Here is a 22,362-nt window from a genome sequence, read left to right as displayed (position 1 = left end):
CCTTCCTTCCTCTCTATTTGTTAGTTTACAGAATGTAGTGATAGAAGTTGATACTGCAAAATTGTCCTTCCTTCTGTCCATTCTATTTTTTTCACAAGAGCATTCCCTACTTGCTCTTGTTTTGTTTTGTATAAAGGAATGGTTTCATCCATCACAAATAAATAGTAACCACTTAATGTAAGCTCAAATATATTTTTTTCTGTATGTAATCGAACTTCTTCATTATTTGTTAAAATCGTAGTACACATTTCAAACTTCATTAAAAACAGCTCCTTTTCTACCATCTCTCTTAATAGTATAGAACGTATCAACGATTGACAAGAGACTGCTTTATCGTTGTTTTTTGTATATATTCCTTAAAATACGGTATGTGAAATTTCTTATATTTCACAAAAATAAAAATGCATTAGGATGCACTTTCATTTTTGTAAGTAATCCTTCATGACATAATATAAGACCGTTACCAACAGTATCGTTGTACATAAAGACGTAAAAATGGCAACATAGTCATTTTTGTTTAAAGCAAAGCTAACCGCTATTGTAAGAATAAAAACTGGAAATACAAGTCGCACTTTATCTTGAACACTTTCTTGATTTGTATCTTCTTGCTGAAAATAAATTGTTAACCAAATCATAAGAGAAGACAAAATTATAACCGATAATAATAATGGTCCTGACATTCTGCTCTCCCCTTTCCTTACTTTCTATTATATACAGTATTTTACTCACTTTTAAAGAAATAAACCTTTATTTACCAAAGATATTTCACTCGTCTAAAGTAACAAACTAGATGCCACCACATATAAAGTGAAACTTCACTGAGTGTTAGTTGAACCAATCGGGCTTTTACAGACCGTTAATGCGGGATAAAGTATAGTCTTTGCGCATTTTCTATCCTGTATCTCCTTAAAAAGCGAATTGTATTCCCACAGTTAAATATTTAATATTCATTTTTCCTATCTAAAATCCTGCAAAAACAACTCACCAAAAAGTGATATTATTTGCTTATTTTCGCTAATACACGTGATATGTAAAGAAGGACTTTCTCACCTTTATCACGAAGTAGAAAGTGATATTCATATTCTTGTAAATATAATGGGGGATTGATGATGACAGAAAATGTTTTATTTTCCATTCAAGAAAACGGTGTAGCTTCTATTACGTTAAACCGTCCGAAGGCACTGAACTCCATATCACATGATATGTTACAGCCAATTGCTACAAAGTTAAAAGAATGGGAGCACGATAATACCGTTCGCATCGTTGTTGTACAAGGAGCCGGTACGAAAGGACTTTGTGCTGGTGGTGATATTAAAACATTATATAGCGCTCGCGAGAACGAAGCGAATCGCAAAAAAGCTGAACAGTTTTTTGAAGAAGAATATGAGCTTGATATGTTTATTTATAAATTTCCTAAGCCCATTGTCGCTTGCTTAGATGGTTTTGTCATGGGCGGAGGAGTTGGTCTTACATACGGAGCAAGTCATCGCATTGTAACTGAGCGAACGAAATGGGCAATGCCAGAAATGAATATTGGATTTTTCCCTGACGTTGGAGCTGCTTATTTCTTAAATAAAGCACCTGGTTATGCCGGTCGTTATGTTGCTTTAACTGCCTCTGTGATTGGGGCTGCTGACGCTCTTTATATAAACGCTGCAGAACGTTACATGCCAAGTGAACGACTTGATCATTTCTTTAACGAACTTAACAAAGTAGATTGGCATAATACAAATGTACAAATTACTTTACAAAAAGTACTTGATCAGCATACTGAACAACCTTCAAAAGAAAGCGAGCTACATCTCTTCCAACAAGATATCGACAAACACTTTTCCTTTTCTACAATAGAAGAAATTATTCATTCTTTAGAAAAGGATGCTAGCCCATTTGCTCAAAAAACAAAAGAGACTATATTAGCAAAATCTCCGTTTTCCTTAAAAGTTACTTTAAAACAATTTATTAATGGTAAGGGAAAATCGTTAGAAGAATGTTTTGCCACTGACCTTATACTTGCAAAAAACTTTTTAAAACATGAAGACTTCTTTGAAGGCATACGATCTGTCGTCATCGATAAAGATCAAAACCCACAATATAAATATAAGCAACTTAGTGATGTAACAGAGGAAAATGTAAGTGCCTTTTTCAACCTACAAAACACGTAACCCATATAAAAAATGCTAGTAGCTATAGAAGCTACTAGCATTTTTTATATTAGAACCAACGCTCTGTTACGACTTTTTTACGTGTATAAAATTGCACGCCATCTTTTCCATTTGTACCAAGATCACCATAGAAAGAAGCTTTATTTCCTGCAAATGCAAAGAATGCCATTGGAGCAGGAACGTTCACGTTTACACCAATCATTCCTGCATCAATTTTATCACGGAATGTTTGTGCATGCTTTCCGCTTGAAGTGTAGATAACTGCACCGTTTGCAAACTTTGATTTGTTTGTTAACTCGATACCTTCTTCTAAACTCTTCACTCGTACAACACTTAATACTGGAGCAAAAATTTCATCTTTCCAGACTTTCATATCCGGTGTTACATTATCAAAGATTGTTGCTCCTACGTAATAACCGTTTCCAACTTCTTCTTCTACTTTTCTACCATCTACTAATAAACTTGCACCTTCCGTAACACCGCTATCAATATAACCAATTACACGATCTTTATGAGATTCACGAATTAATGGCCCAACAAAGTTTTCTTCATAGCGACCATCACCAACTTTTAATTTCTTTGTTTCAGCAACAAGAACTTCCATAAATTCATCGGCAATTTCATCTACAACGGCTACAACAGAGCATGCCATGCAGCGCTCTCCGCTACTTCCAAAAGCAGATCCAATCACACCTTGTACTGTTTTTTCTAAATGACAATCCGGCATAACGATTGCATGATTTTTTGCTCCAGCAAGTGCTTGAACACGTTTTCCATGCGCCGTTCCTTTTTCATATACATATTTTGCAACCGGCTCTGATCCGACAAAAGAAATAGCTTTAATATCCGCATCTTCTAGTACACTATTTACTACTTCTTTCCCGCCATGTACTAAGTTTAGAACACCTTTTGGAAATCCTGCTTCATAAAATAACTCAACAAGCTTTTCTGCTAATAGAGGTGTTCTTTCAGACGTTTTTAAAACGAATGTATTTCCACATGCAATTGCAAGTGGGAACATCCATAACGGAATCATCATCGGGAAGTTAAATGGTGTAATTCCCGCAACAACCCCAAGTGGGTATCTCCAGATTGAACCATCAATACCAGCTGCGATGCTTGGTAATGCTTGTCCCATCATTAAATTTGGCGTAGATGTAGCAAGTTCAACCGCCTCAATACCACGCTGCACTTCACCACTTGCATCTCGCAATGTTTTACCATTTTCAAGTGTAATAATTTGTGCTAATTCATCTTTATTTTCTTGTAACAATTGTAAATATTTATATAACATACGTGTTCGGTTTGGAACCGGCACTTCTGACCATGTTTCATATGCACGCTTTGCAGCTTCAACTGCTTGCTTCACGTCTTCTTTTGTAGATAGTGGAACGTAAGCAATTATTTGTCCATTTGCTGGATTTGGGACCGTTTCAATTTCTTTTCCCGTTGATTCAACCCATTTTCCATCAATATGATTTTTCACTCGTTTTACTTCTGTAATAATCATTGTACTCTCCCCTTTGCTTCTATTATTTTTCGTTCGTAATTGTTTTTTGTGTGCTTACTTTTTTATAAAGCGCTGCCATATCATTTTCGCCATATCCTTCTTCTGCTGCTTCACTATATACGTTTAACAACATGTTACTTATAGGTAAATGGAGTGATTTCTCCTTTGCTAAATCCATCGCAAATCCTAAATCTTTCTTTAATAGATTGACAGTAAACCCTGGGTTGTAATCTTCTGCTGCAATAAAACTTTTATAATTACGCTCATAAATGCGACTTTGTCCATAACTTACATTTAACATATCAAATAATTTATCTAGGTCTAAGTTACTTTCTCTCGCTAATGTAAGTGCCTCACTCACACCAGCTGTGTAAAAACCAATTAATAGATTATTAATAAGTTTTACCTTTGTACCGCTATCAATATCATCACTTACATGAAAAATGTTTGCTCCTAACACTTCCATAACAGGTAGCGCTTTTTCATATACAGACTTTTCACCGCCCACCATAAATGTAAGTGTTCGATTTTCAGCGCCAATCACTCCGCCGCTAACAGGAGCCGCTAAAAACGGAATGCCTTTTTTCTTTGCAGCTTCTGCAATTTTTATATTTAAGCCTGGTGTTACTGTACTCGTGTCAACTAATACTGTATTTGCATGACCATTTTCAAGTAATCCACCAGCTCCTAAATACACTGCCTCTACTGCACCAGCTGAAGGTAAACTCGTGAAAATGAGCTCACAGTTTTCTGCTAGTTTTTGCATTGGAATACCAATAATTCCACCTGCTGCTTCAAAGGAAGCTTCTGCTTCTTTATTTAAATCAACACCACATACAGTGAACTTAGACTCAAGTAAATTTTTAGACATTGGTAGTCCCATATTTCCTAGCCCTATGAAACCAATTCTTTTCATACTTCTTTTCCCCCTTTTCGATCACACAAAATAACGATCGCGTTTTATACTGCTTTTCGCAATTTCTCTCTTTTTCATAAAAAGATTCGAATAAAGTGGTACTGAAAGATGACGAATTTCGTCTAATAACATTTGTTTTTTCTGTTCATCTTGCATCGCTGCCGATATAACACATACTGCATACTCTTCTATTTGACGATATCCTTCTTCACAAATGACATCTGTAATAAGCTGCTTTATTCTTGCTTTCTCTTCTCCTTCATTTTGTAATGCCTTTTCTGTACGCAAAAATGCCGATTCCATTACATACACATCTTTTGCCATGTCAGATAATATGCGTAAATACTCTTGTTCCTCATCAACTTTCACTTCAATAGCTTGAGAGAGCGTTTTCAAAGATTTCTGAAGTAATTGTTTTGATAGTTGAATATACCGGTGGTTCCTATTTTTTTCTACACCAAACTCTTTCTCTTCACTTTGCTGACTCTTTTTGAGTAACATTTTTGCAATCGTTAAACGATTAATTTCATTTGTTCCTTCAAAAATGCGGCTAATTCTTGCATCACGATATAAGCGTTCTACTTCGTACTCTTGCATATAGCCATATCCACCATGAATTTGTACCGCTTCATCAACAACAAATCCTAACGCTTCTGAACTCTTCACCTTATTAATTGCACATTCCATTGCATAGCTTGATAATTGTTCTGTAACGTTACCGCCCTCATCAATCGCTTCATCTAATAGTCCTGCTGTGCGGTATGCAGCACTTTCCGCGCCATATGTACAAATAATCATATTGGCAATTTTCTCTTGAATCATTTTGAAATCAACAAGTTCTTTTTGAAATTGCTTTCGTTCTTTTCCGTATTGAACAGATAAGCCAATCGCTTGTTTAGCCGTTCCAATATTCGAAAATGCTAGTTTTAAACGAGCTAAGTTTAAAATATTTAACGCAACATGATGTCCTTTTCCAACTTCACCTAATACATTTCCCACTGGTACTTGTACATCTTCTAAAATAAGCGTTGCGGTCGAAGATCCTTTAATCCCCATCTTTTTCTCTTCAATTCCAATTGAGACACCTTCAAATGCTCTTTCGACAAGGAACGCGGTCATTCCTTTATTTGTCTTCGCGAATGTTACATATACATCTGCCATATGAGCATTTGTAATCCATTGTTTTTCACCATTCAATATCCATTTCGTTCCTTCAGAATTTAAAATAGCACTTGTCTTTGCGCTCAACGCATCTGATCCTGCATCTGGCTCTGTTAATGCATAAGCACCAATCCATTCCCCGGATCCTAATTTCGGTAAAAACTTTTTCTTTTGTTCGTCTGTTCCGAAATAAACGTAAGGCAATGTTCCGACACCAGCATGAATATTAAAGGAAACACTAAATGAGCCACCATAGCCCATTTTTTCAGCAACAAGTCCAGATACAGTTTTCCCTAAGTCTAGTCCATCATACTTTTCAGGAACTTCAATACTTAATAAACCAAGTTCACCAGCCTTTTGAAACAACTGACGTGATACATCATAATCATGGTCCTCAATACAATCTAGCTTTGGAACAACTTCTTGTTTTACAAATTGTTCTGTCGTCTTAGCAATAAGCTCTCCTTCATCAGCAAGATCCTCTGGGGTGAAAGTGTTTACATTTATATCATCACTTAATAAAGAAAACGTATTTTTCTTGAACTGTGCCTTTTCCATCTACATCCCCCTTACCTATGTTTCGCGATATAACGAAACATCAGTTAGTATGTATTTTCGAAACCTCTAATCATCTAGAATACGAAACATTAAAGCTGTTCAGTCAAGATAAAAAGGCGATGACTATCTTTCCATCAAGCAGCTGTATATGCAAGAGGTGTCAAATCATCGCCTTCGTCAAAATTTAGTATTGTTATTGATCTTCAGATAAAACTGTTTTTGCAATCTCACCATCTAGTTCTTCAAATTCATGATATGAGATTGTTTCATATAACTCACTTCTCGTTTGCATATTCGAAAGCCCTTCCTTTTGCGAGCCTGTCTCTTTAATAAGCTGGAAAACACGCTCATATGCTTTCGCTGCTACGCGAAGTGAAGTTACAGGATAAATAACCATTTGGAATCCCATATTTGCAAATTCCTCTGCACTATAATATGGTGTCTTGCCAAACTCGGTCATATTTGCAAGTAACGGTACCGTCACTTTATTTGTAAATAAACGAAATTCTTCTTCTGACTGCAGCGCTTCTGGGAAGATTGCATCCGCACCAGCTTCTACATAAGCCACCGCACGCTCTATTGCAGCGTCTAATCCTTCTACTGCTCGAGCATCTGTGCGGGCAATAATAACAAGAGATGGCGCAACCTCTTTAATCGCCTTAATCTTTTGCACCATTTCTTCTGTAGAAACAAGTTTCTTTCCATTTAAATGACCACATTTTTTCGGCATTTGCTGATCCTCAATCTGAACAGCCGCCACATTTGCTTCAAACATCTCTCTTGCTGTACGAGCAACATTTAATACACCACCAAATCCTGTATCAATATCAACAAGGATTGGTAAATCTGTCGCTCGTACGATATCTCTCGCTCTTTCTGCTACTTCCGTAGAAGTTACAATTCCAAGGTCTGGCAAACCGCGGCTTGCTGTATAAGCTGCCCCCGATAAATAAAGAGCAGAGAATCCGGCTTGTTTTGCAACAAGTGCAGCCATTGGGTCATGTGCACCGGGAATTTGTAATATTTCAGGAGATTGCATATGAGTTCGAAATTGCATCGCTAATTGTTCTTGCGTTGATTGCTTATTTACAATCCAAGCCATCGCACTTCCTCCTTACTTAAATTAAAAATAAATCTACAAATTCATTTACATTCATATTTCCTAACTTTTCTTCATTTAAGCATACTTCATGGATTCTTTCTTGCTGCTTTTTCGAATAATGACCTGTCATATTCGCAGTGAACTTTTGAAGCACTTTCGGAATCGCTTCATCTCTACGGAAACGATGACCAAGTGGGTATTCACACTCGATACTTTCCGTTGCTGTACCGTCTTTAAAATGCACTTGAACTGCGTTGGCGATTGAGCGCTTGTTCGGATCAAGGTAATCGATGCTGTACTGTTTATTTTCAATAACAACCATTTTATTACGAAGTGCATCTACTCTTGGATCAGCTGCTGCTTCGTTTTCATAATCGTCAGCAACAATATCTCCTTTTAATAGCGCAATTGCTGTAATGTACTGTAAGCAATGGTCACGGTCAGCTGGATTATGTAACGGACCTTCTTTATCAATAATACGAACTGCCGATTCATGAGTTGTAATTGTAATACGATCAATTTCTTCTAAGCGGTCTTTCACTTGTGGATGTAATGCTACTCCGCACTCAGCTGCCGTTTGCGCGTGAAACTCTGCTGGATACGAAACTTTAAATAGAACGTTTTCCATTACGTATGAATCTAATGGACGAGAAATTTTCAGTTCTTTTTTATTAAACAATACATCTTGGAATCCCCACCCTGGTGCTGATAATGCTGTTGGATATCCCATTTCGCCTTTCATCGCAATCATCGCAAGGTATACACCACGGCTTGTTGCGTCTCCTGCTGCCCATGATTTACGAGAACCAGTATTTGGAGCATGACGATATGTGCGTAAGCTTGAATTATCAATCCATGCATGTGACAATGCGTTGTTAATTTCTTCGCGCCCGCCACCTAACATTTTCGTCGCAACTGCTGTCGTTGCAATCTTTACAAATAACACATGATCAAGTCCAACGCGGTTTAAACTATTTTCTAATGCTAGCACACCTTGAATTTCGTGCGCTTTAATCATCATTTCAAGTACATCACGTACTTTTAACGGCTCTTTTCCTTCAGCAATTCGCACACGACTAATATAATCAGCAACTGCTAAAATTCCGCCTAAGTTATCAGATGGATGTCCCCACTCTGCGGCAAGCCATGTATCGTTATAATCTAACCAACGGATCATACAACCGATATTAAAAGCTCCTCGAATTGGGTCAAGGACAAATGAAGTTCCTGGTACACGTGTGCCGTTTGGTACAACTGTTCCTGGTACAACTGGTCCAAGTAATTTTGTACATTCTGGATATTGAAGCGCTAAAATTCCACATCCAATTGTATCTAGTAGTACGTAACGAGCTGTTTTGAATGCTTCTAGGCTTGTCACCTCTTTGTCTAATACATAATCAGTAATCTCTTCTAGTAATGCATCTCTTTTCTTTAATTCATTTGTCTTTAACATACTATCCTTCCCTTTCTGTCGAAATTTCGGTATTATTGAAGATGGGTGTCCTCTAAACACCCACCTGGCGGGCGGCCGAAACAACTCCCCAGTTGTTTATTTACTCAATACATGGCGCTCGCCGACATATTTTACACGTGGTCTAAACAAACGATTATTCGCATGTTGCTCCATTACATGTGCACATAATCCAACTGTACGTGAACTAAAGAAGATTGGTGTATATAGCTGAATTGGAATACCAAGCATCCAGTATACCGGCGCTGCATAGTAGTCTAGATTTGGATAGATTCCTTTTTCTTTCTCCATAATCTTTTCTCCAGCTTCGCACATTTCATATAGCTTATAATCACCCTTTACTTCACAAAGCTGCTTCAATGCTTCTTTCATCATAAGTGCACGCGGATCCATCTTCTTCATATAGACGCGGTGACCAAATCCCATGATTTTTTCCTTTTTGTATAGCTTCGTTTGCAGCAACTCTTCAAATTTCTCTGTGCTTCCAGCCTCAAGTAACATGTACATAACTGCTTCATTTGCACCGCCATGTAAATTACCTTTTAAAGAAGCAACTGCGCCTGTTAACGCACCATATAAATCAGACTGTGTTGAAGCGATAACTCTCGCTGTAAACGTTGAGTTTGGCATCTCGTGTTCGCTATAAAGAACTAACGATTTATCAAAAATCTTTTCTTCCAGCTCTGTTGGCTTTTTACCTGTTAACATATAGAAGAAATTCGCACTGTAAGAAAGTTCTTGAAGCGGATGCATTGGCTCTTCATTGTTTAAAATACGATAGCTGTTCGCTACAATGTTTGGCACTTTGCTTAATAACTTATAAGCACGCGCTTTATTTACTTCTGATCCACGATTTTCAATATCGTCATCATAACCAGCTAATGCAGATACACCTGTTCGAAGCCCATCCATTGGATGCGTTTTCTTCGGTAGCGCTTTCAATACATCAAACACTCCTGCTGGTACTTCATATTCTTTCTTTAACTCGTTTTCAAGTACTACTCTCTCTTCGTCACTCGGAAGTTTCCCTTCTAGTAGAAGGTGCACAATATCTAAGTAACCTTTTGCTTTCGATAACTCAATTAAATCATAGCCTTGAACAACAATTTCACCCTTTACTGTATCAAGGAACGAAATTTTCGTCTCTGCTGCCACTACACCATCAAGTCCTGGAAAAAATTTTTCTTCAGCTTTCATATTCTTTCCCCCAATCCTAATAGTTCCCTTGCGCATACCTATAATCTATCGTTATCAAACTGTATTTCTATTTCAATGTATCAGAGTTTTTAGAACATTTCAATTTATTTTATTTTTGTAATTCCCTTATGTTTTTTCTACTCGAATATTTCTATTTTATGAAAATATCATTTTCTTTTTTTCATAAAACAAATGCCTCTCTTGCTGTTTTCTGTATAAAACGATTATGATTTTCAGCTTATTATGTCTTGTTTACTCACAAAAAGAACGCTCTACTTACTTTCATACGAACTTAGAAAATCCCCAACATATCATACAAAAATTTCTCTGTATTTATATATCACTATCTTCTCAATACGATATTCATATAAAATGTTTCTATTCTTAACAAAATAATTATTTTACATAGTGAAATTCTATTTCCTATCTAAACTTCTTACATACATAAAAAAACCAGCTAATATAGCTGATTTTTTACATAAATCTATTCATTTTCATTCACTATGAAAAAAGATAATCTCTTTTCTAAGCAAATGCTTTATATATTATAGTTTTTCTACCCACATACCATAGTTCGGAAACGTCTCTTTTAATTTATTAAACGTTCCATTCACCCATGCTGTTGAATTAAAATTGCCTATAGCAATGCGATAACTGTGACCTTCTAAATTCTCTATCCACACACCGTAATTAGGAAGTAGCTTTTTCACTGTTCCTAACGTTTCAACCGCCCATTCAACTGAGTTAAAATCTCCTAAATAAATTCGGCATAATGGTAGTTTTGAAGCTAATGTAAAGTCAAATACATTCGCGTATGCGCACGCATATACTAGCGCAAGATCATCTAAAAATCTTTCATCCGCTAATAGTTTTGCATGACTTGCATGGTCAATAAATCCATTTTCAAACAAACAAGCGTCCATCTTTGTTTCTCGTAAAACGGCAAAATCTGCAGTTCGAACACCTCCGTCATTTATACCATACTTCATAAAGAACGCAGCAACTTCTTTATGAACCCCTTCTGCAATTCTTCTCGTTTGATTTGGTACGCTCGGATGAATATACGTCGTAAAACGATTTCCTCCACCTGCATCGACATGATAAGAAGCGAAAAAATTTGCTCCCCAGTTATTTGCGCGCCTTACTCGCTCTGATAACCCAACATACACATCACTACTTCGAGTCCGATTTACTTCTACCTGAGATGCTTTCTCCCGTAAAATTGCATGTATACGGTTCCCGATTGCTAATGTAATATTCTTTTCAGAAAGCCCATGTCCCATTGCTCCTGGATCATATCCACCATGCCCTTCATCATTCCAAATTTTCACCATGTATTCTTTCTCCTCTCTATTTATCCTCAAAAGATTCACTTTCCTTTTATAAATAAATAGAAATAAGGAAAAGTGGTAAATGAATTTAATCTATTAAAAAACACTATCACTCTACTTTCTTCTAATTTACTCATCTGTATTTTAAAATATAAATTCGACATAGTTTGACAACCGCTTACTTCCTTTCCTGTTATCCTATACTTGCACATCTTATATTGTTTATTTGGAGGAAAAATATGAACAAAAAAATATATGTAAGTATGCTTTGTACTTTTAGTGTGTTTACAGGTGGACTAACAGTAACATTAGCTGAAGATACTAGCAATCCTGTTTCTGTACAAACAAATCTAGATCCAAAAATTTTTCTACCAACATTACAATTTGACGGTACAGACTGGTTCGATTCAGGAGAACAAACTTTTCCACAAGCCTTTCGTTTCAATTCTTATGATGAAAATATTGAGCATAACAAAGAAAATGTAATCGAATTTAAAATTGGACAGTCCGTATTTGGAATGGGCTCAACAGGATTGCAGCATAGAGGTCCAAATGACCAAAGACCTGCTGTATATTTCCATTATGTTACAAAAGAAGACTATGAAGTATACCAATACTGGCTATACTATGCCGACAATGATTGGATTAACAATCACGAACATGATTGGGAGAAATATTTTGTATATATAAAAAATGGCGAACCAACTCATTTACTTATTTCTAATCACAATAGCTACAAAATAACACCTTGGTCAGACGTTCCAAAAGACAATGGACATCCTCTTATTGGAGTCGATGGTGGTTCACATGCTATGAAATGGAAAACAGAAGATGGTGTGCAAATTCGATATAATGGAGAAATCTCAAAAAATAACGGACGGTTAGATGAGGGCGATGGTTCCACTCAGCAATGGGTCATCTATAGCAACGACACATTACAAAGCATTATACCATATATAAATAAACCAAATATTTTCTATTACGGCGATCCTGCATATACGTTATACTCTCATGAATATGATGATTCAAGAGACGCCCCTTGGCAAAGAGCTGAATGGGATACCCCTCCTCTTCTATAAAGTGAAACTTCACTCAGTGGGAATTTCTTTGTCCCCACGGATTGTTAGCCCGATCAGTGGAAGATAAGAATGTTTCTCAACATTTAAATATAAAACATATGATAATATAAATATAATAGTTCTTAATTCTCAGCAATAAGATGCGCAATACACCAGAACAAGCACTCACGCCAGGAGTGCTTGTTTTCTTTTCTATTCAGACTTTTACATCACGTTAATACGGGAGAAAATGCTTAAAACCTTAGTGAAATTGAAACAACTGCCGTAGACATACAGTACAAGCATTCATATTGGCTAAAGCGTATATATAAACATAACCTTCAAGAAAGGCTGATATTCATCATGACTATTTCTAATTTAACTTGTTGTTCTTATAAAAAAATAGTACAAGATCGAATTTGTACTGCTTGGTCTATTACTGGCGGAGAAATAGGTGTACAAACTATATATTCTAATAACTTTTCCAAAAATATTACTGCATCCGGTTTCATTAAATATCAAATTGGAACTAACGAAATTACGGTTGATTTCTTCCAAGGTACAACAGTAATTGATTCGATAACACTTCAACCTCAAAGTAGTGGAACTTTCACGGTCAAAGGATTCACCCATATTCAAATTGTTACAGCAACAGGTTTACATCAAGGAGAATTTTGTATGACGCTATCCTATCCTCTTCAATAGATTATCACTAAACAAAATAGAACTAAAAAAGAGCGCATGTTCATGCGTTCTTTTTTAGCATCTAATTTATTCAATTTTAAAATCTAAGATAAAATATTTTAGATTTTTCATGATCATGTATTCGCTTGATTCAAAAACTCCCTTGAAAGGAAAAACAAACACTTATTTTCCGGCATATACCTTCGGGCATTCAATCGTTGTTGGTTGATAGAAACAATGTTCTTTATATTGTCCTGCTAATGTCTGATTCCACCAAACAGATGGACAATTTCCTACAGGATTAAAAAACCAAAGAGAATTGGTCGCTGGATACCCTCTCCAATAATCCAAACATTTTCTCGCCAAGTCTTTATCTATTTCCCTTGCACGCTGATAAAAATATCCTTTTGTCACCGCTTCGAATGAATAACTTCCTCCTTGTTGTTGGTACACCATTTGTTGAATATTTGTAATTCCTTTAAAATCTAGACAATTACACATCACTCTATTCACACCGACATTACCAACGCAAAGCATCCCCTGTTGCCCTTCTCCTTCTGCTTCTGCTCTCATTAAACGAGCTAATAAGCTTACATCATTTTCTGTGTACGCAATTCTCATTCCTATCCCTCCGTTCTTTTTGCAACTAAATGTAAATAACATACAAATACGAATGAAAGGTATGAGTTTTTCACCCTACTTCAATAATCTTAAGCTGATCTTTATCAAATATATGCTTTATAATGTTCGTCCAAGTTTCCTAAACTTCATTTCATGTTTCCAAACTTCTCATATTTTCAGAAAAAGAAAAACGTGTCCTTGTTTTGTAACATTTTATAGTTTCTTAGTTCTTTAATAATGCATCTACAAATTTTCTTGTCAGCAATGTTTTCGAAAATGGTATGTACTCTGTTGACACGCTTTCCGGCTCTACATAAAGTCCTGCGCATGCTATAAAATGAAACTTTTATAGCAATCTTCATCCCGCATTTAAAATTTAAAATCATATATTGAATACTAATTCATTAGACACCCATCATTTCTTAGAAGGGCACTATTTACTTGTGCCCTTTTTTTAAATACTTAACTTCATTCCCTACATATTTTTTATAAATTGTATACAGTTCCATATGGAATCGTTGAAATAGACATTCCATATGGTGTAATTTGATGCATTGGATAATAATACCCCATAGATGAATAATAGTAAGGTTGTATACTTTGTTGCATTTGTTGCGCCTGTTGCTGTGCTTGTATCGCTTGTTGGACAGCTTGAACTGTACTTTGTGCCGCACTATATGTTATACCACCACCATATCCAGCAGGAAATCTCATTTGATTATTAGGATAAGCATAAAACATTATTATTCAACTCACTTTCATAAAAAATGATTATTGAACATATTATGAGCATTAATTGTGAATGATCCCTCCCTACCACTAGACTATGTCCTGTACGTGCTTGAGGAAGAGGACTTCTGTTGGAGTACTGTTAAATTTAAAGCACCAAAATCAAATAGATCTCTCTTTGAATCACAGAGTTTTTTACAGATCAAAAAGATTTCGACCTATTTTTATTAGATAGTAAATGTAATGATTCTTTATCATACTTCTTCTCCTACATAATTTTCAAAATTATACACATACTATAAATGCATCATGACCTTGCAACTTGTGGCATATTCGTTGAGTTTCTCCTTTGGAACAAGCAGTTAGCTTTTGCTAACTGCTTGCTTTATGATCCTCCATCAAGGGACAAAAAGAATATGCCGAGCTTACCTTGTCATATTCTTTTTAAAAAGGAGTGTGGTAACATTGATTGAAAAGAACAACCGAGTTATCTTCCACACAATAAAAGTAAAAAAATCAACAATTAAAAATTTTATTATCATTGATTTAATTACTGGAACCGGTATTTATTGGATAGCCAAATTTATCTTCTCAAGTTCAATAATTGCCCTTATTAGTAGTGCTGTTGGTGCTGAAGGAGTCAAAAAGATAGTCTCCCCTTTTAGAAAAACAACTTAAATTTTTATTTATCCCCTCTAATTTTCTATAAAATACCATTTTCATAATCATAAACCAATTTTCACAAAATATTAACATTACATCTAACTCTCCGGATATATGTTACTATAATCGGGCCAATCACTTTATTTTCCTTAAGCATTCCCCTTCGGACCTTAACTCCTATCCTAGTTAAGGTTTTCCGCTTTCAATTGGACGTATTTACCAATTTTATTTTTCAAAAATTCATGTTATATTTATTCAGTCGAGTGTATCTTCACTCGGCAAAATACCCTTCGAAACCCCGTTTTTACGGGGTTTCTTTATTTAAGAAGAAACTTCTATTGCTTGTTCATGTATCGTAATATTTAACTATATTTATAAACGAAATATAAGTTATAATTATTAAGTAAATAATAATTACTTGTTCAAACATCCCCATAAGCCCTGACACCCCCTTCACCCTCTCAGGGCTTGTCTTTATGATCAAATAACATTTTTGTCTAGTTTTATACTATTAATTTTCCGAACCTTCTCTATATTTTCAAAAAAATGTAGTAAAATATGTTTAATAGTTAGACTAAACTAAAAAATAAAAGAGGTCATCGTATGAACAAAAAACTTAAAATATTAATGAAAATTACACCTTTCCTAAGTGCACTTTTTATCTTAACAGGATTCGTTATGGCAATATTAGGAGTACTAGATCATAACCTCACATTATTTACTGGTGCACTATTCATAATGGTACAAACTGCCCTTATAATCACATATTGGATGCGATTTAAAAAAATAGGGTTCTAAAACTTATTACGCTTAGTACCAGCTGAAATGCTAAAGTATATCTACTGAACATTTCAGCTTCCTTTTTTATTCGAATAAATATTTTAGATAACAATTCATATAATACAAAATCCCTTACAAACTCCATATATCACAATTAAAATTAACTACTTACCTTTTCGTTTTTAACCATTCTTTAGCACTTCCACAAGCAAGCAACCTATCATGGGCACTATCTATGACTAAAAGATAATTATAATCTGTATCTGTAACACAAAAATCAAAACAAAAACATTCACTTACCACATTGACAATTTGCTCTCCATTTTCAAATTGGAAAGCCACCTTTTCATCTTTAGGAAAAAAAATAAAATCGATTCCGATCCTTCAATAAATTCAACAATCCATTTCCAGCTTTCATCATTACAGACAATTTCATAATCAACAAGATGTTCATAAAGCCATAATCTCAATTTTCCTGCCGCATATTTATCAACTATACTATTTACAAGAATTTGTGCCTGATTTACAGGTATTTCTTCTAAATTCACACCTAGTTTTTGAGCGGCATTCATAACTTCTTTTTTTATATTCCACATTATCTTTCACCTCAAACTATCTATTAGCAAGTGCACCGTCTACAAAATATGTACTACAATGTTACCCCTGGATGCCTTTTCACCAGATTTCAATATCAAATATGTATCTTAAGAGTAGCAGTTGAATTCCCTGCCGATACTTTTGATATATTTAGTTAAATCTTTATCAAAACTCTCGGATCATATAAACCTTAACATATATGCCATACTTTGTTGCACACTGCTCCAATTTTTTCTCAACATGACGACTATATATATTTCTCCTATATTTATTCAAAATGATAACCTATTCGTTTACAATAATTACAAAACTAAGGAATAATAATTTATGTCTTTATTAAAAGGGGTTTGTACATGAAAAAACTTTTCTTTTTAATGACTGCGTCACTATGTATAGTTGCATCTTCTTGTTCCTTTCATGAACAGTCTGAAACGAAGATAGAATCCGAGACGAAAAAAAGTGGAGAAAGGGAAACTAACATAGGAGTTAAACCGTATAAAGAGCCATTATCTCAAGTTGGTGAAGAAGCAAAACATCCACTTGGAACATTTATGTTAAAGCAATTAAGTGAGCCCAATGCGACAATAACAGCAGGACCACTACAAATCCAAATAGAAAGAGTTAAAATCGTCCAAAGTACACAAGAAATAAGTGAGATTGGAATATATAATTTGAAAGAACGTGGATTAAGTACAGAACAAATGAATGCAATTCAGTTTACCGCTATTTTAGAAAACAGTTCAGAGCAAGATATCGACTTAAATAACGGGTCATTTAAAACATTACTTTTAAGTAATGGTGAAGAAGTAGATGTAAGTAAAATGAGTGCAGATCCAAAAAAACAAACTTTAAAGGCAAAACAGAAAATGCCATTTACACTTATCTGCTTCTTAACTCAAGCTCCTAACGATATTAAATCTGTAAAAGTCATTACAGATGTGGTAAAAGATCCACAAACTAGAAATGAGTTAAATTCATCAACTACTACAGAAATTACAATGTAAACAAGAGAACAGCCTTATGAGGCTGTTCTCTTGTTTTCTAATTAAAACGAGCAATATCCAACAACTGGTTTAGACGAACCAGTTTTAATGAAGTAATCAGGTGCATAACCGTAATCTACCTCGCCACTATAACCATTATCATCTACATAATCCCAAACCTTAGTTCCCATATAGCTCTCCCCATTTACATAGCAGTATAACCAAAGTTGTGTTCCATCTGGAATATTCGACTCAGTCCGCAGACCATTTATGGTTGGCGTCGTACGAAGGTCTAAACCAGATCCAGTTTTTTGTACTGGATAAAACTTAGCTTCTGTTACCGATTGACCTGCAAATAAAACCGTTCCTGCTACAGCAACTGAAGCAATTGATAATGCCACTTTCTTAAACATAAATTACCTCCTGATAAAATATATTTTTGTTGCAAATGGGGAATCCCCCTCATACTTATCAACTAAAAAATTAAACTGGTAAGCATGAGGGAAATCCCTCAAATCTATTATTTGTTTTTCTCAAACCAGTCTTGATAAGTTTTTCGAGACTGTTCACCTAAAATTCGATTTGCTTCTTTCCCTTCTTTATAGGAAATTATTGTAGGCGTCCCTTCTATTTGAAACATATCCCACCCACCACTATAATCCTCTAAATTTAAAACTTGCATACTAATATTCATATTTTCAGCCATGGGAACTATAATCGGGGAAACCTTTGCACAATAAAAGCATGTTGTTTTATAGAAATACACAATTTTTGCTTCATTATTGGAAATATCTTGTTGTAGTTGTTCAGGTGTAATTTGATTTTTATAGTAATCTATTGTTTCTACCCCTGTTCCTAGTGTTTTTTTATTTTTTGATTCCTCTTCATTTATGATAAAAGTAATAACGACAAGTACTAAAAGAACAGTAATGCTTAAAATAAACATTTTTTTCATACGCTACATCTCCTCATTTTATTTAGTAGTAGCTATAAATAACTAATTTGAAATAATCGTTAAAAACATACTGTAAATATTACCTCATTATTTTTAATTTTCCTTCGGAGTATTCTGAATCTATTTATTGAGAAATTTTTATCCCGCATTAACGGGACGGAGACCCTCCACTGAGTGAAGTTTCACTTTATTAGAATGTAGTTCTATAGAGGAAGGTGATATTGAAATAGAGGATACGTTAACACAAGATTAAGAAACTAAAACAAATTAGCATAAAAAAAAGCCAGCTCCTTACACGAAGGAACTGGTTATTGTATTTTATTCAACTAAAAAATATCTATTAGACTACCCCCACTATCGTCTAACGACGCTTGAAGTGGGAGATGAATCAGCTGGAAAGCTAAACGTTATTTTTAGCACATTTAGTCCACTGTCCATTACTTAGGACATGTGAAGAACATACTATAAACTTATGAAACCACATAAAAGAAAGGTTAAAAGTACAACGGTTAAAGGATGTATTCTAATCTTTAATACATCTCTCGTCATAGTTAATATGTGAATTTGCTTATTCTCTTTTATGTATAGGTATTTTAAGATTATTTAAATTATCGTTTTCATACATTATTGCCAATATGCAACTAAATGTGTTTATATATTGTTCCAGAGTATAAATTTCATGTTGAATCTGGACCTTTATTTTACTACATTCAATATGCTTTTAGGAGTGATTGCATGATGAATATTTTTTCTAAAAGATTTGATGTTCCTGTAGCTACATTTGATGTTACTGTAACTATGCCAGTTCATGTTTCCGCCCATATAATACCGCCTGTTATCCCTTATCCTAAATATTATCCACTCTCTACAGACATATCCCCTATTCCTACAAATCCGTATTACTTATACCCGTATCCTAAAGTAATTTATAGCAAAAACTTCCCATCAATATACTTCCAAAATTTAAACAACACAGTTAATATTTAACCTAAATTGTAAAATACCTATTATAGATACATTTAGTAAAGTCCAATCACATTGAGTCGTGTTTTATTAGCTTAATCATGATTCTACAAGAACATCATTTACTATTCTCCTTTCTTTATGGGCTACAATCTAACTATATTAGATGACGTAACGTCACTTACAACTCTTACTTTTAGAAGGAATGAAATGAAATTTTTATTATGTTTATCTATGTAGTTTACCTATTTAAATTTTTAATAGATAGGCGAGGAAAATCCCCACCTATCTACCTTAGCTATTCCTCACACTGAGGAACGCCTATAGCTAGCAACAATTGAGCAACCCCTGGAAGAATCGGTACTCGTAAAGTAACCACACCCCCAACTGTTACTACTAAAAAGAAATTGGTTCCTTGAACTTCAATACAAGTAATTTGCAAGTGAACTACCTCCTTTCTATTAAACTACTAGTACTATATGAACTGTTTAATAGAAAGTGATAGGATTAACATCCAATAATCGTAATATGATTAAAATGACATATAAAAACCCGAGCTCTATGCCAAAGATTTCACATTTTTCCCGAAACATTTAGAGCAAGTAAATTTCACACCCGTTTCACGTAAGCCCAAACCGAATCTACCTTCTTTGATATAATAGTCTTTGCTGAAAATAAAGCCTTTCCCGCTGCACGATTTGCATTTCCTAGCTTTCATCCTCATTCCCTCTTTCTATTCAAATAACGCTTTTGTTACAACTCAATTTATTTACTATCTACTCACCTAGGCTTATTACACAATAGGTTCTCCAGTTCTGATATACTATTGCTAAGGAGGAGGATCTACGTTGCTTTTATATTTTGAATTAATGACAATTCAGGCAAATGTTTTATTTTCCCATGATCGACTAGGGAGAATAATCAGTGTAAATGAACCAGGAAATTCAATTGCACCGCGTTTTTTTCTAGGCTGTACCAATAACGGTAATGTAACGAGATATCGCTATGACCTTCCCAATGAAACAATAAGTGAGCTTAAGCAATTGGTCAGCAAACACTCTAATTACATAGATTTAGCAAAGATTGTTAACATTTTAAGTAGAGAACAAAAAATAAATAATATTTGGGTAGGTCCCGCTTTTATGTTTTCGAATCATTTAACCATGCCAAATAGAGTAATAAGAATAACAGACTCAAATAAAGAACTTCTACAATGTAACTTTCCAAAGTTGTTAGAGCAACTAGAATGGCGACAGCCCTGCTTTGCAATTATTGATAAAGGAACAGCGGTTTCTATATGTTGTAGCGCAAGAAGTACATCTTCGGCTTCTGAAGCAAGTGTAGAAACATTGGAAGATTTTCAGGGAAAAGGATACGGGTCTGATGTTGTAACTGCTTGGGCTATAGCAGTACAAAAAGAACAACGCATCCCCCTCTATAGCACTAGTTGGGATAATTTTTCTTCACAAGCACTAGCAAAAAAGCTAAAACTTATTAATTATGGAACAGATGTACATATTACTTAAGTTTTGCTTATACTGTTGTTTATTTTCCTCTTAATAAAATTCAAATTGTATTAATTTAGTAAACTCATATCTGATAACATCGAGTCTTCTTCCCCATTAAGAAAACAACTTATTAAATATATAATGAGGTAGAAGGATTGACTGTACCATAAAGCACAAAAATTCCCAATAAATGTATCAAAAAAAAGAAACACAGAGTTTTCACTTCTGTGTTTCTACAAGTTTTTATTAATTGATTGCCGGACAATAAAAACCTTGTGATATACTGGCTCTTTCTATTATTCCTTTTATATGATGACAACTTTACGGTTAGAACAGAACCTAAGTTTAGTGGCGATACAGCAAGACCCCTAATTATAAAATTATCTATCCCTCTTCTTTTTTACTAATAAATTATCTACATCTAACCACTCTTCTACAGATCCCGCATCTGGAAAAACTGTAACAACATTAAATTTGTCGCCTTTTTCTCTCCCGATTTGTTTAGCAGCCAATAAGTTTGCTGCAGCAGACGTACCTATTTTAATGCCAGTTTCATTATAAAAACGTGCCATTTCATACAAAGTATCTTCATATGAATAATTCCATTGTTTATTTATCAAATAATCTTCCTTTTCTAAAAAATGCTGTTTCCGTCCTAAACCAAATCCACCTGATCCAGCATATTTTTTTAATCCATTTGGAGGTTGTTCAGAGCCGTAAGGTAGTTCTGCGGGCATTACCAAATGTAACTCAACATCAGGTGTATACTCCTTCACAGCTTTGTATACCCCCATTAAGGTTCCGCCTGTTCCAGCAGATGCAACCCAAGCATTAACTAATTTTCCATCCATTTGACTTATGATTTCTTTTCCCGTTCCTTCTATATGACTTAAAAGATTAGCATAATTATAATGTTGAAGTAAAAAGTAGTAATCTGATTTTTGTCTACTAATCTCTATTGCTTTCTCAATTACTGAATAAAAACCTTTTGATTTATCAACTAAAACAACATTAGCTTCATAACCTTCCAATTCATTTAATAGCGATTTTCCCGTTCCGGAACTCAACACTAAGGTGCATGTAATACCTAGGTGATAACAAATCTGACCAATTGATTTTGCTAAGTTCCCCCCGCTATACTCTAAAATATGTGTGCTATTATTAGTTTCTTCTAGATATTTTTTTATCATTCCAAGAGCTGCTCTATCTTTTATTGAACCTGTAGGATTATACCATTCACATTTCGCATAAATAGAAAGATTCTTTGTTTCTTCGCACTCTAATTTAATTAGCGGTGTGTTTCCAACTTTTCGAGAAAATTTTTCAAAATAGTTGAATCTCATATTTCTATCCCTCCTCAACTTCTCATTTCCATTAATTTCATCTCGCATTAACGGGCTGTAAGACTCCCAC

Annotated in this window: 24 protein-coding genes; 8 read left to right on the top strand and 16 right to left on the bottom strand. The window is 34.7% G+C overall.

Annotated features, from left to right (window positions below; genetic code table 11):
• Positions 1–20: 20 nt before the first annotated feature.
• Positions 21–260 carry a DUF2584 family protein gene (locus BAMA_RS16830; protein ID WP_034641428.1) on the bottom strand — a complete coding sequence of 80 codons (240 nt, stop codon included), beginning with the start codon at positions 258–260 and terminating at the stop codon, positions 21–23.
• A 159-nt stretch (positions 261–419) separates the two neighbouring features.
• Complete coding sequence (locus tag BAMA_RS16825; RefSeq protein ID WP_034641426.1) at positions 420–680, bottom strand: hypothetical protein; 261 nt, start codon at positions 678–680, stop codon at positions 420–422.
• Positions 681–1,109: 429 nt separating this feature from the next.
• Between BAMA_RS16825 and BAMA_RS16820 the strand changes: the two genes are divergently transcribed.
• Positions 1,110–2,162 (top strand): enoyl-CoA hydratase/isomerase family protein, encoded by a 1,053-nt coding sequence (locus BAMA_RS16820; RefSeq protein ID WP_034641423.1) that lies wholly within the window; start codon positions 1,110–1,112, stop codon positions 2,160–2,162.
• Positions 2,163–2,211: 49 nt separating this feature from the next.
• On the opposite strand, the gene BAMA_RS16815 is transcribed toward BAMA_RS16820, so the two are convergent.
• The 7 genes from BAMA_RS16815 to BAMA_RS16785 form a co-directional block, all read right to left on the bottom strand.
• Positions 2,212–3,672 (bottom strand): CoA-acylating methylmalonate-semialdehyde dehydrogenase, encoded by a 1,461-nt coding sequence (locus BAMA_RS16815; RefSeq protein ID WP_034641421.1) that lies wholly within the window; start codon positions 3,670–3,672, stop codon positions 2,212–2,214.
• A 22-nt stretch (positions 3,673–3,694) separates the two neighbouring features.
• The gene (locus BAMA_RS16810; protein ID WP_034641418.1) at positions 3,695–4,588 is read right to left on the bottom strand and encodes an NAD(P)-dependent oxidoreductase; all 894 of its coding nucleotides are present in this window, start codon (positions 4,586–4,588) and stop codon (positions 3,695–3,697) included.
• 21 nt (positions 4,589–4,609) lie between these two features.
• Positions 4,610–6,307, bottom strand: coding sequence for an acyl-CoA dehydrogenase family protein (locus BAMA_RS16805; protein WP_034641416.1), 1,698 nt, complete (start codon positions 6,305–6,307; stop codon positions 4,610–4,612).
• A gap of 193 nt (positions 6,308–6,500) precedes the next feature.
• Positions 6,501–7,409, bottom strand: coding sequence for a methylisocitrate lyase (gene prpB, locus BAMA_RS16800; RefSeq protein WP_034641412.1), 909 nt, complete (start codon positions 7,407–7,409; stop codon positions 6,501–6,503).
• A gap of 16 nt (positions 7,410–7,425) precedes the next feature.
• Entirely contained in the window at positions 7,426–8,862 is a 1,437-nt protein-coding gene (gene prpD, locus BAMA_RS16795) for a 2-methylcitrate dehydratase (RefSeq protein ID WP_034641410.1), read from the bottom strand.
• A gap of 96 nt (positions 8,863–8,958) precedes the next feature.
• Positions 8,959–10,077 carry a citrate synthase gene (gene mmgD, locus BAMA_RS16790; protein WP_034641408.1) on the bottom strand — a complete coding sequence of 373 codons (1,119 nt, stop codon included), beginning with the start codon at positions 10,075–10,077 and terminating at the stop codon, positions 8,959–8,961.
• A gap of 545 nt (positions 10,078–10,622) precedes the next feature.
• Positions 10,623–11,411, bottom strand: coding sequence for an N-acetylmuramoyl-L-alanine amidase (locus BAMA_RS16785; protein WP_051759005.1), 789 nt, complete (start codon positions 11,409–11,411; stop codon positions 10,623–10,625).
• 236 nt (positions 11,412–11,647) lie between these two features.
• On the opposite strand from BAMA_RS16785, the gene BAMA_RS16780 reads away from it, so the two are divergent.
• Together BAMA_RS16780 and BAMA_RS16775 are read left to right on the top strand one after the other, a co-directional pair.
• A complete protein-coding gene (locus tag BAMA_RS16780; protein WP_034641406.1) occupies positions 11,648–12,487 on the top strand; it encodes an NPP1 family protein in 840 nt (279 codons plus the stop codon).
• 342 nt (positions 12,488–12,829) lie between these two features.
• On the top strand, positions 12,830–13,171 hold the full coding sequence (locus BAMA_RS16775; RefSeq protein WP_034641403.1) for a DUF3992 domain-containing protein: 342 nt from the start codon (positions 12,830–12,832) through the stop codon (positions 13,169–13,171).
• 162 nt (positions 13,172–13,333) lie between these two features.
• On the opposite strand, the gene BAMA_RS16770 is transcribed toward BAMA_RS16775, so the two are convergent.
• Both BAMA_RS16770 and BAMA_RS16765 read right to left on the bottom strand, forming a co-directional pair.
• Positions 13,334–13,771 (bottom strand): cell wall hydrolase, encoded by a 438-nt coding sequence (locus BAMA_RS16770; protein WP_034641401.1) that lies wholly within the window; start codon positions 13,769–13,771, stop codon positions 13,334–13,336.
• Between the two features lie 486 nt (positions 13,772–14,257).
• A complete protein-coding gene (locus BAMA_RS16765) occupies positions 14,258–14,512 on the bottom strand; it encodes a DUF3947 family protein (RefSeq protein ID WP_034641398.1) in 255 nt (84 codons plus the stop codon).
• 453 nt (positions 14,513–14,965) lie between these two features.
• Here BAMA_RS16765 and BAMA_RS16760 point away from each other — a divergent pair, with 453 nt between their 5' ends.
• Both BAMA_RS16760 and BAMA_RS16755 read left to right on the top strand, forming a co-directional pair.
• Entirely contained in the window at positions 14,966–15,178 is a 213-nt protein-coding gene (locus BAMA_RS16760) for a hypothetical protein (protein ID WP_157406029.1), read from the top strand.
• Positions 15,179–15,766: 588 nt separating this feature from the next.
• Complete coding sequence (locus tag BAMA_RS16755) at positions 15,767–15,961, top strand: hypothetical protein (RefSeq protein ID WP_034641393.1); 195 nt, start codon at positions 15,767–15,769, stop codon at positions 15,959–15,961.
• Between the two features lie 278 nt (positions 15,962–16,239).
• Here BAMA_RS16755 and BAMA_RS16750 read toward each other — a convergent pair whose 3' ends face one another.
• Positions 16,240–16,539, bottom strand: coding sequence for a hypothetical protein (locus BAMA_RS16750; protein ID WP_034641391.1), 300 nt, complete (start codon positions 16,537–16,539; stop codon positions 16,240–16,242).
• A gap of 354 nt (positions 16,540–16,893) precedes the next feature.
• On the opposite strand from BAMA_RS16750, the gene BAMA_RS16745 reads away from it, so the two are divergent.
• Positions 16,894–17,544 carry a hypothetical protein gene (locus tag BAMA_RS16745; RefSeq protein ID WP_034641388.1) on the top strand — a complete coding sequence of 217 codons (651 nt, stop codon included), beginning with the start codon at positions 16,894–16,896 and terminating at the stop codon, positions 17,542–17,544.
• Between the two features lie 41 nt (positions 17,545–17,585).
• Here the strand turns inward: BAMA_RS16745 and BAMA_RS16740 are convergent, their stop codons facing one another.
• Positions 17,586–17,936 (bottom strand): hypothetical protein, encoded by a 351-nt coding sequence (locus tag BAMA_RS16740; RefSeq protein WP_034641386.1) that lies wholly within the window; start codon positions 17,934–17,936, stop codon positions 17,586–17,588.
• A gap of 107 nt (positions 17,937–18,043) precedes the next feature.
• Positions 18,044–18,478, bottom strand: a complete 435-nt coding sequence (locus BAMA_RS16735) for a thioredoxin family protein (protein WP_034641384.1) — start codon at positions 18,476–18,478, stop codon at positions 18,044–18,046.
• Between the two features lie 735 nt (positions 18,479–19,213).
• On the opposite strand from BAMA_RS16735, the gene BAMA_RS16730 reads away from it, so the two are divergent.
• Complete coding sequence (locus tag BAMA_RS16730) at positions 19,214–19,465, top strand: hypothetical protein (RefSeq protein WP_034641381.1); 252 nt, start codon at positions 19,214–19,216, stop codon at positions 19,463–19,465.
• 274 nt (positions 19,466–19,739) lie between these two features.
• On the opposite strand, the gene BAMA_RS16725 is transcribed toward BAMA_RS16730, so the two are convergent.
• Positions 19,740–19,883, bottom strand: a complete 144-nt coding sequence (locus tag BAMA_RS16725; protein WP_034641377.1) for a hypothetical protein — start codon at positions 19,881–19,883, stop codon at positions 19,740–19,742.
• Positions 19,884–20,310: 427 nt separating this feature from the next.
• Between BAMA_RS16725 and BAMA_RS16720 the strand changes: the two genes are divergently transcribed.
• Positions 20,311–20,967: a GNAT family N-acetyltransferase gene (locus BAMA_RS16720; RefSeq protein WP_034641622.1), complete on the top strand. Its 657-nt coding sequence runs from the start codon at positions 20,311–20,313 to the stop codon at positions 20,965–20,967.
• Positions 20,968–21,329: 362 nt separating this feature from the next.
• Here BAMA_RS16720 and BAMA_RS16715 read toward each other — a convergent pair whose 3' ends face one another.
• On the bottom strand, positions 21,330–22,292 hold the full coding sequence (locus BAMA_RS16715) for a PLP-dependent cysteine synthase family protein (RefSeq protein WP_034641374.1): 963 nt from the start codon (positions 22,290–22,292) through the stop codon (positions 21,330–21,332).
• Positions 22,293–22,362: the final 70 nt, after the last annotated feature.

Source organism: Bacillus manliponensis (genome assembly GCF_000712595.1).
Taxonomy (GTDB): Bacteria; Bacillota; Bacilli; order Bacillales; family Bacillaceae_G; genus Bacillus_A; species Bacillus_A manliponensis.
Note: the sequence above shows the minus strand (reverse complement) of the source record. Positions and strands in the feature narration are given on the sequence as shown.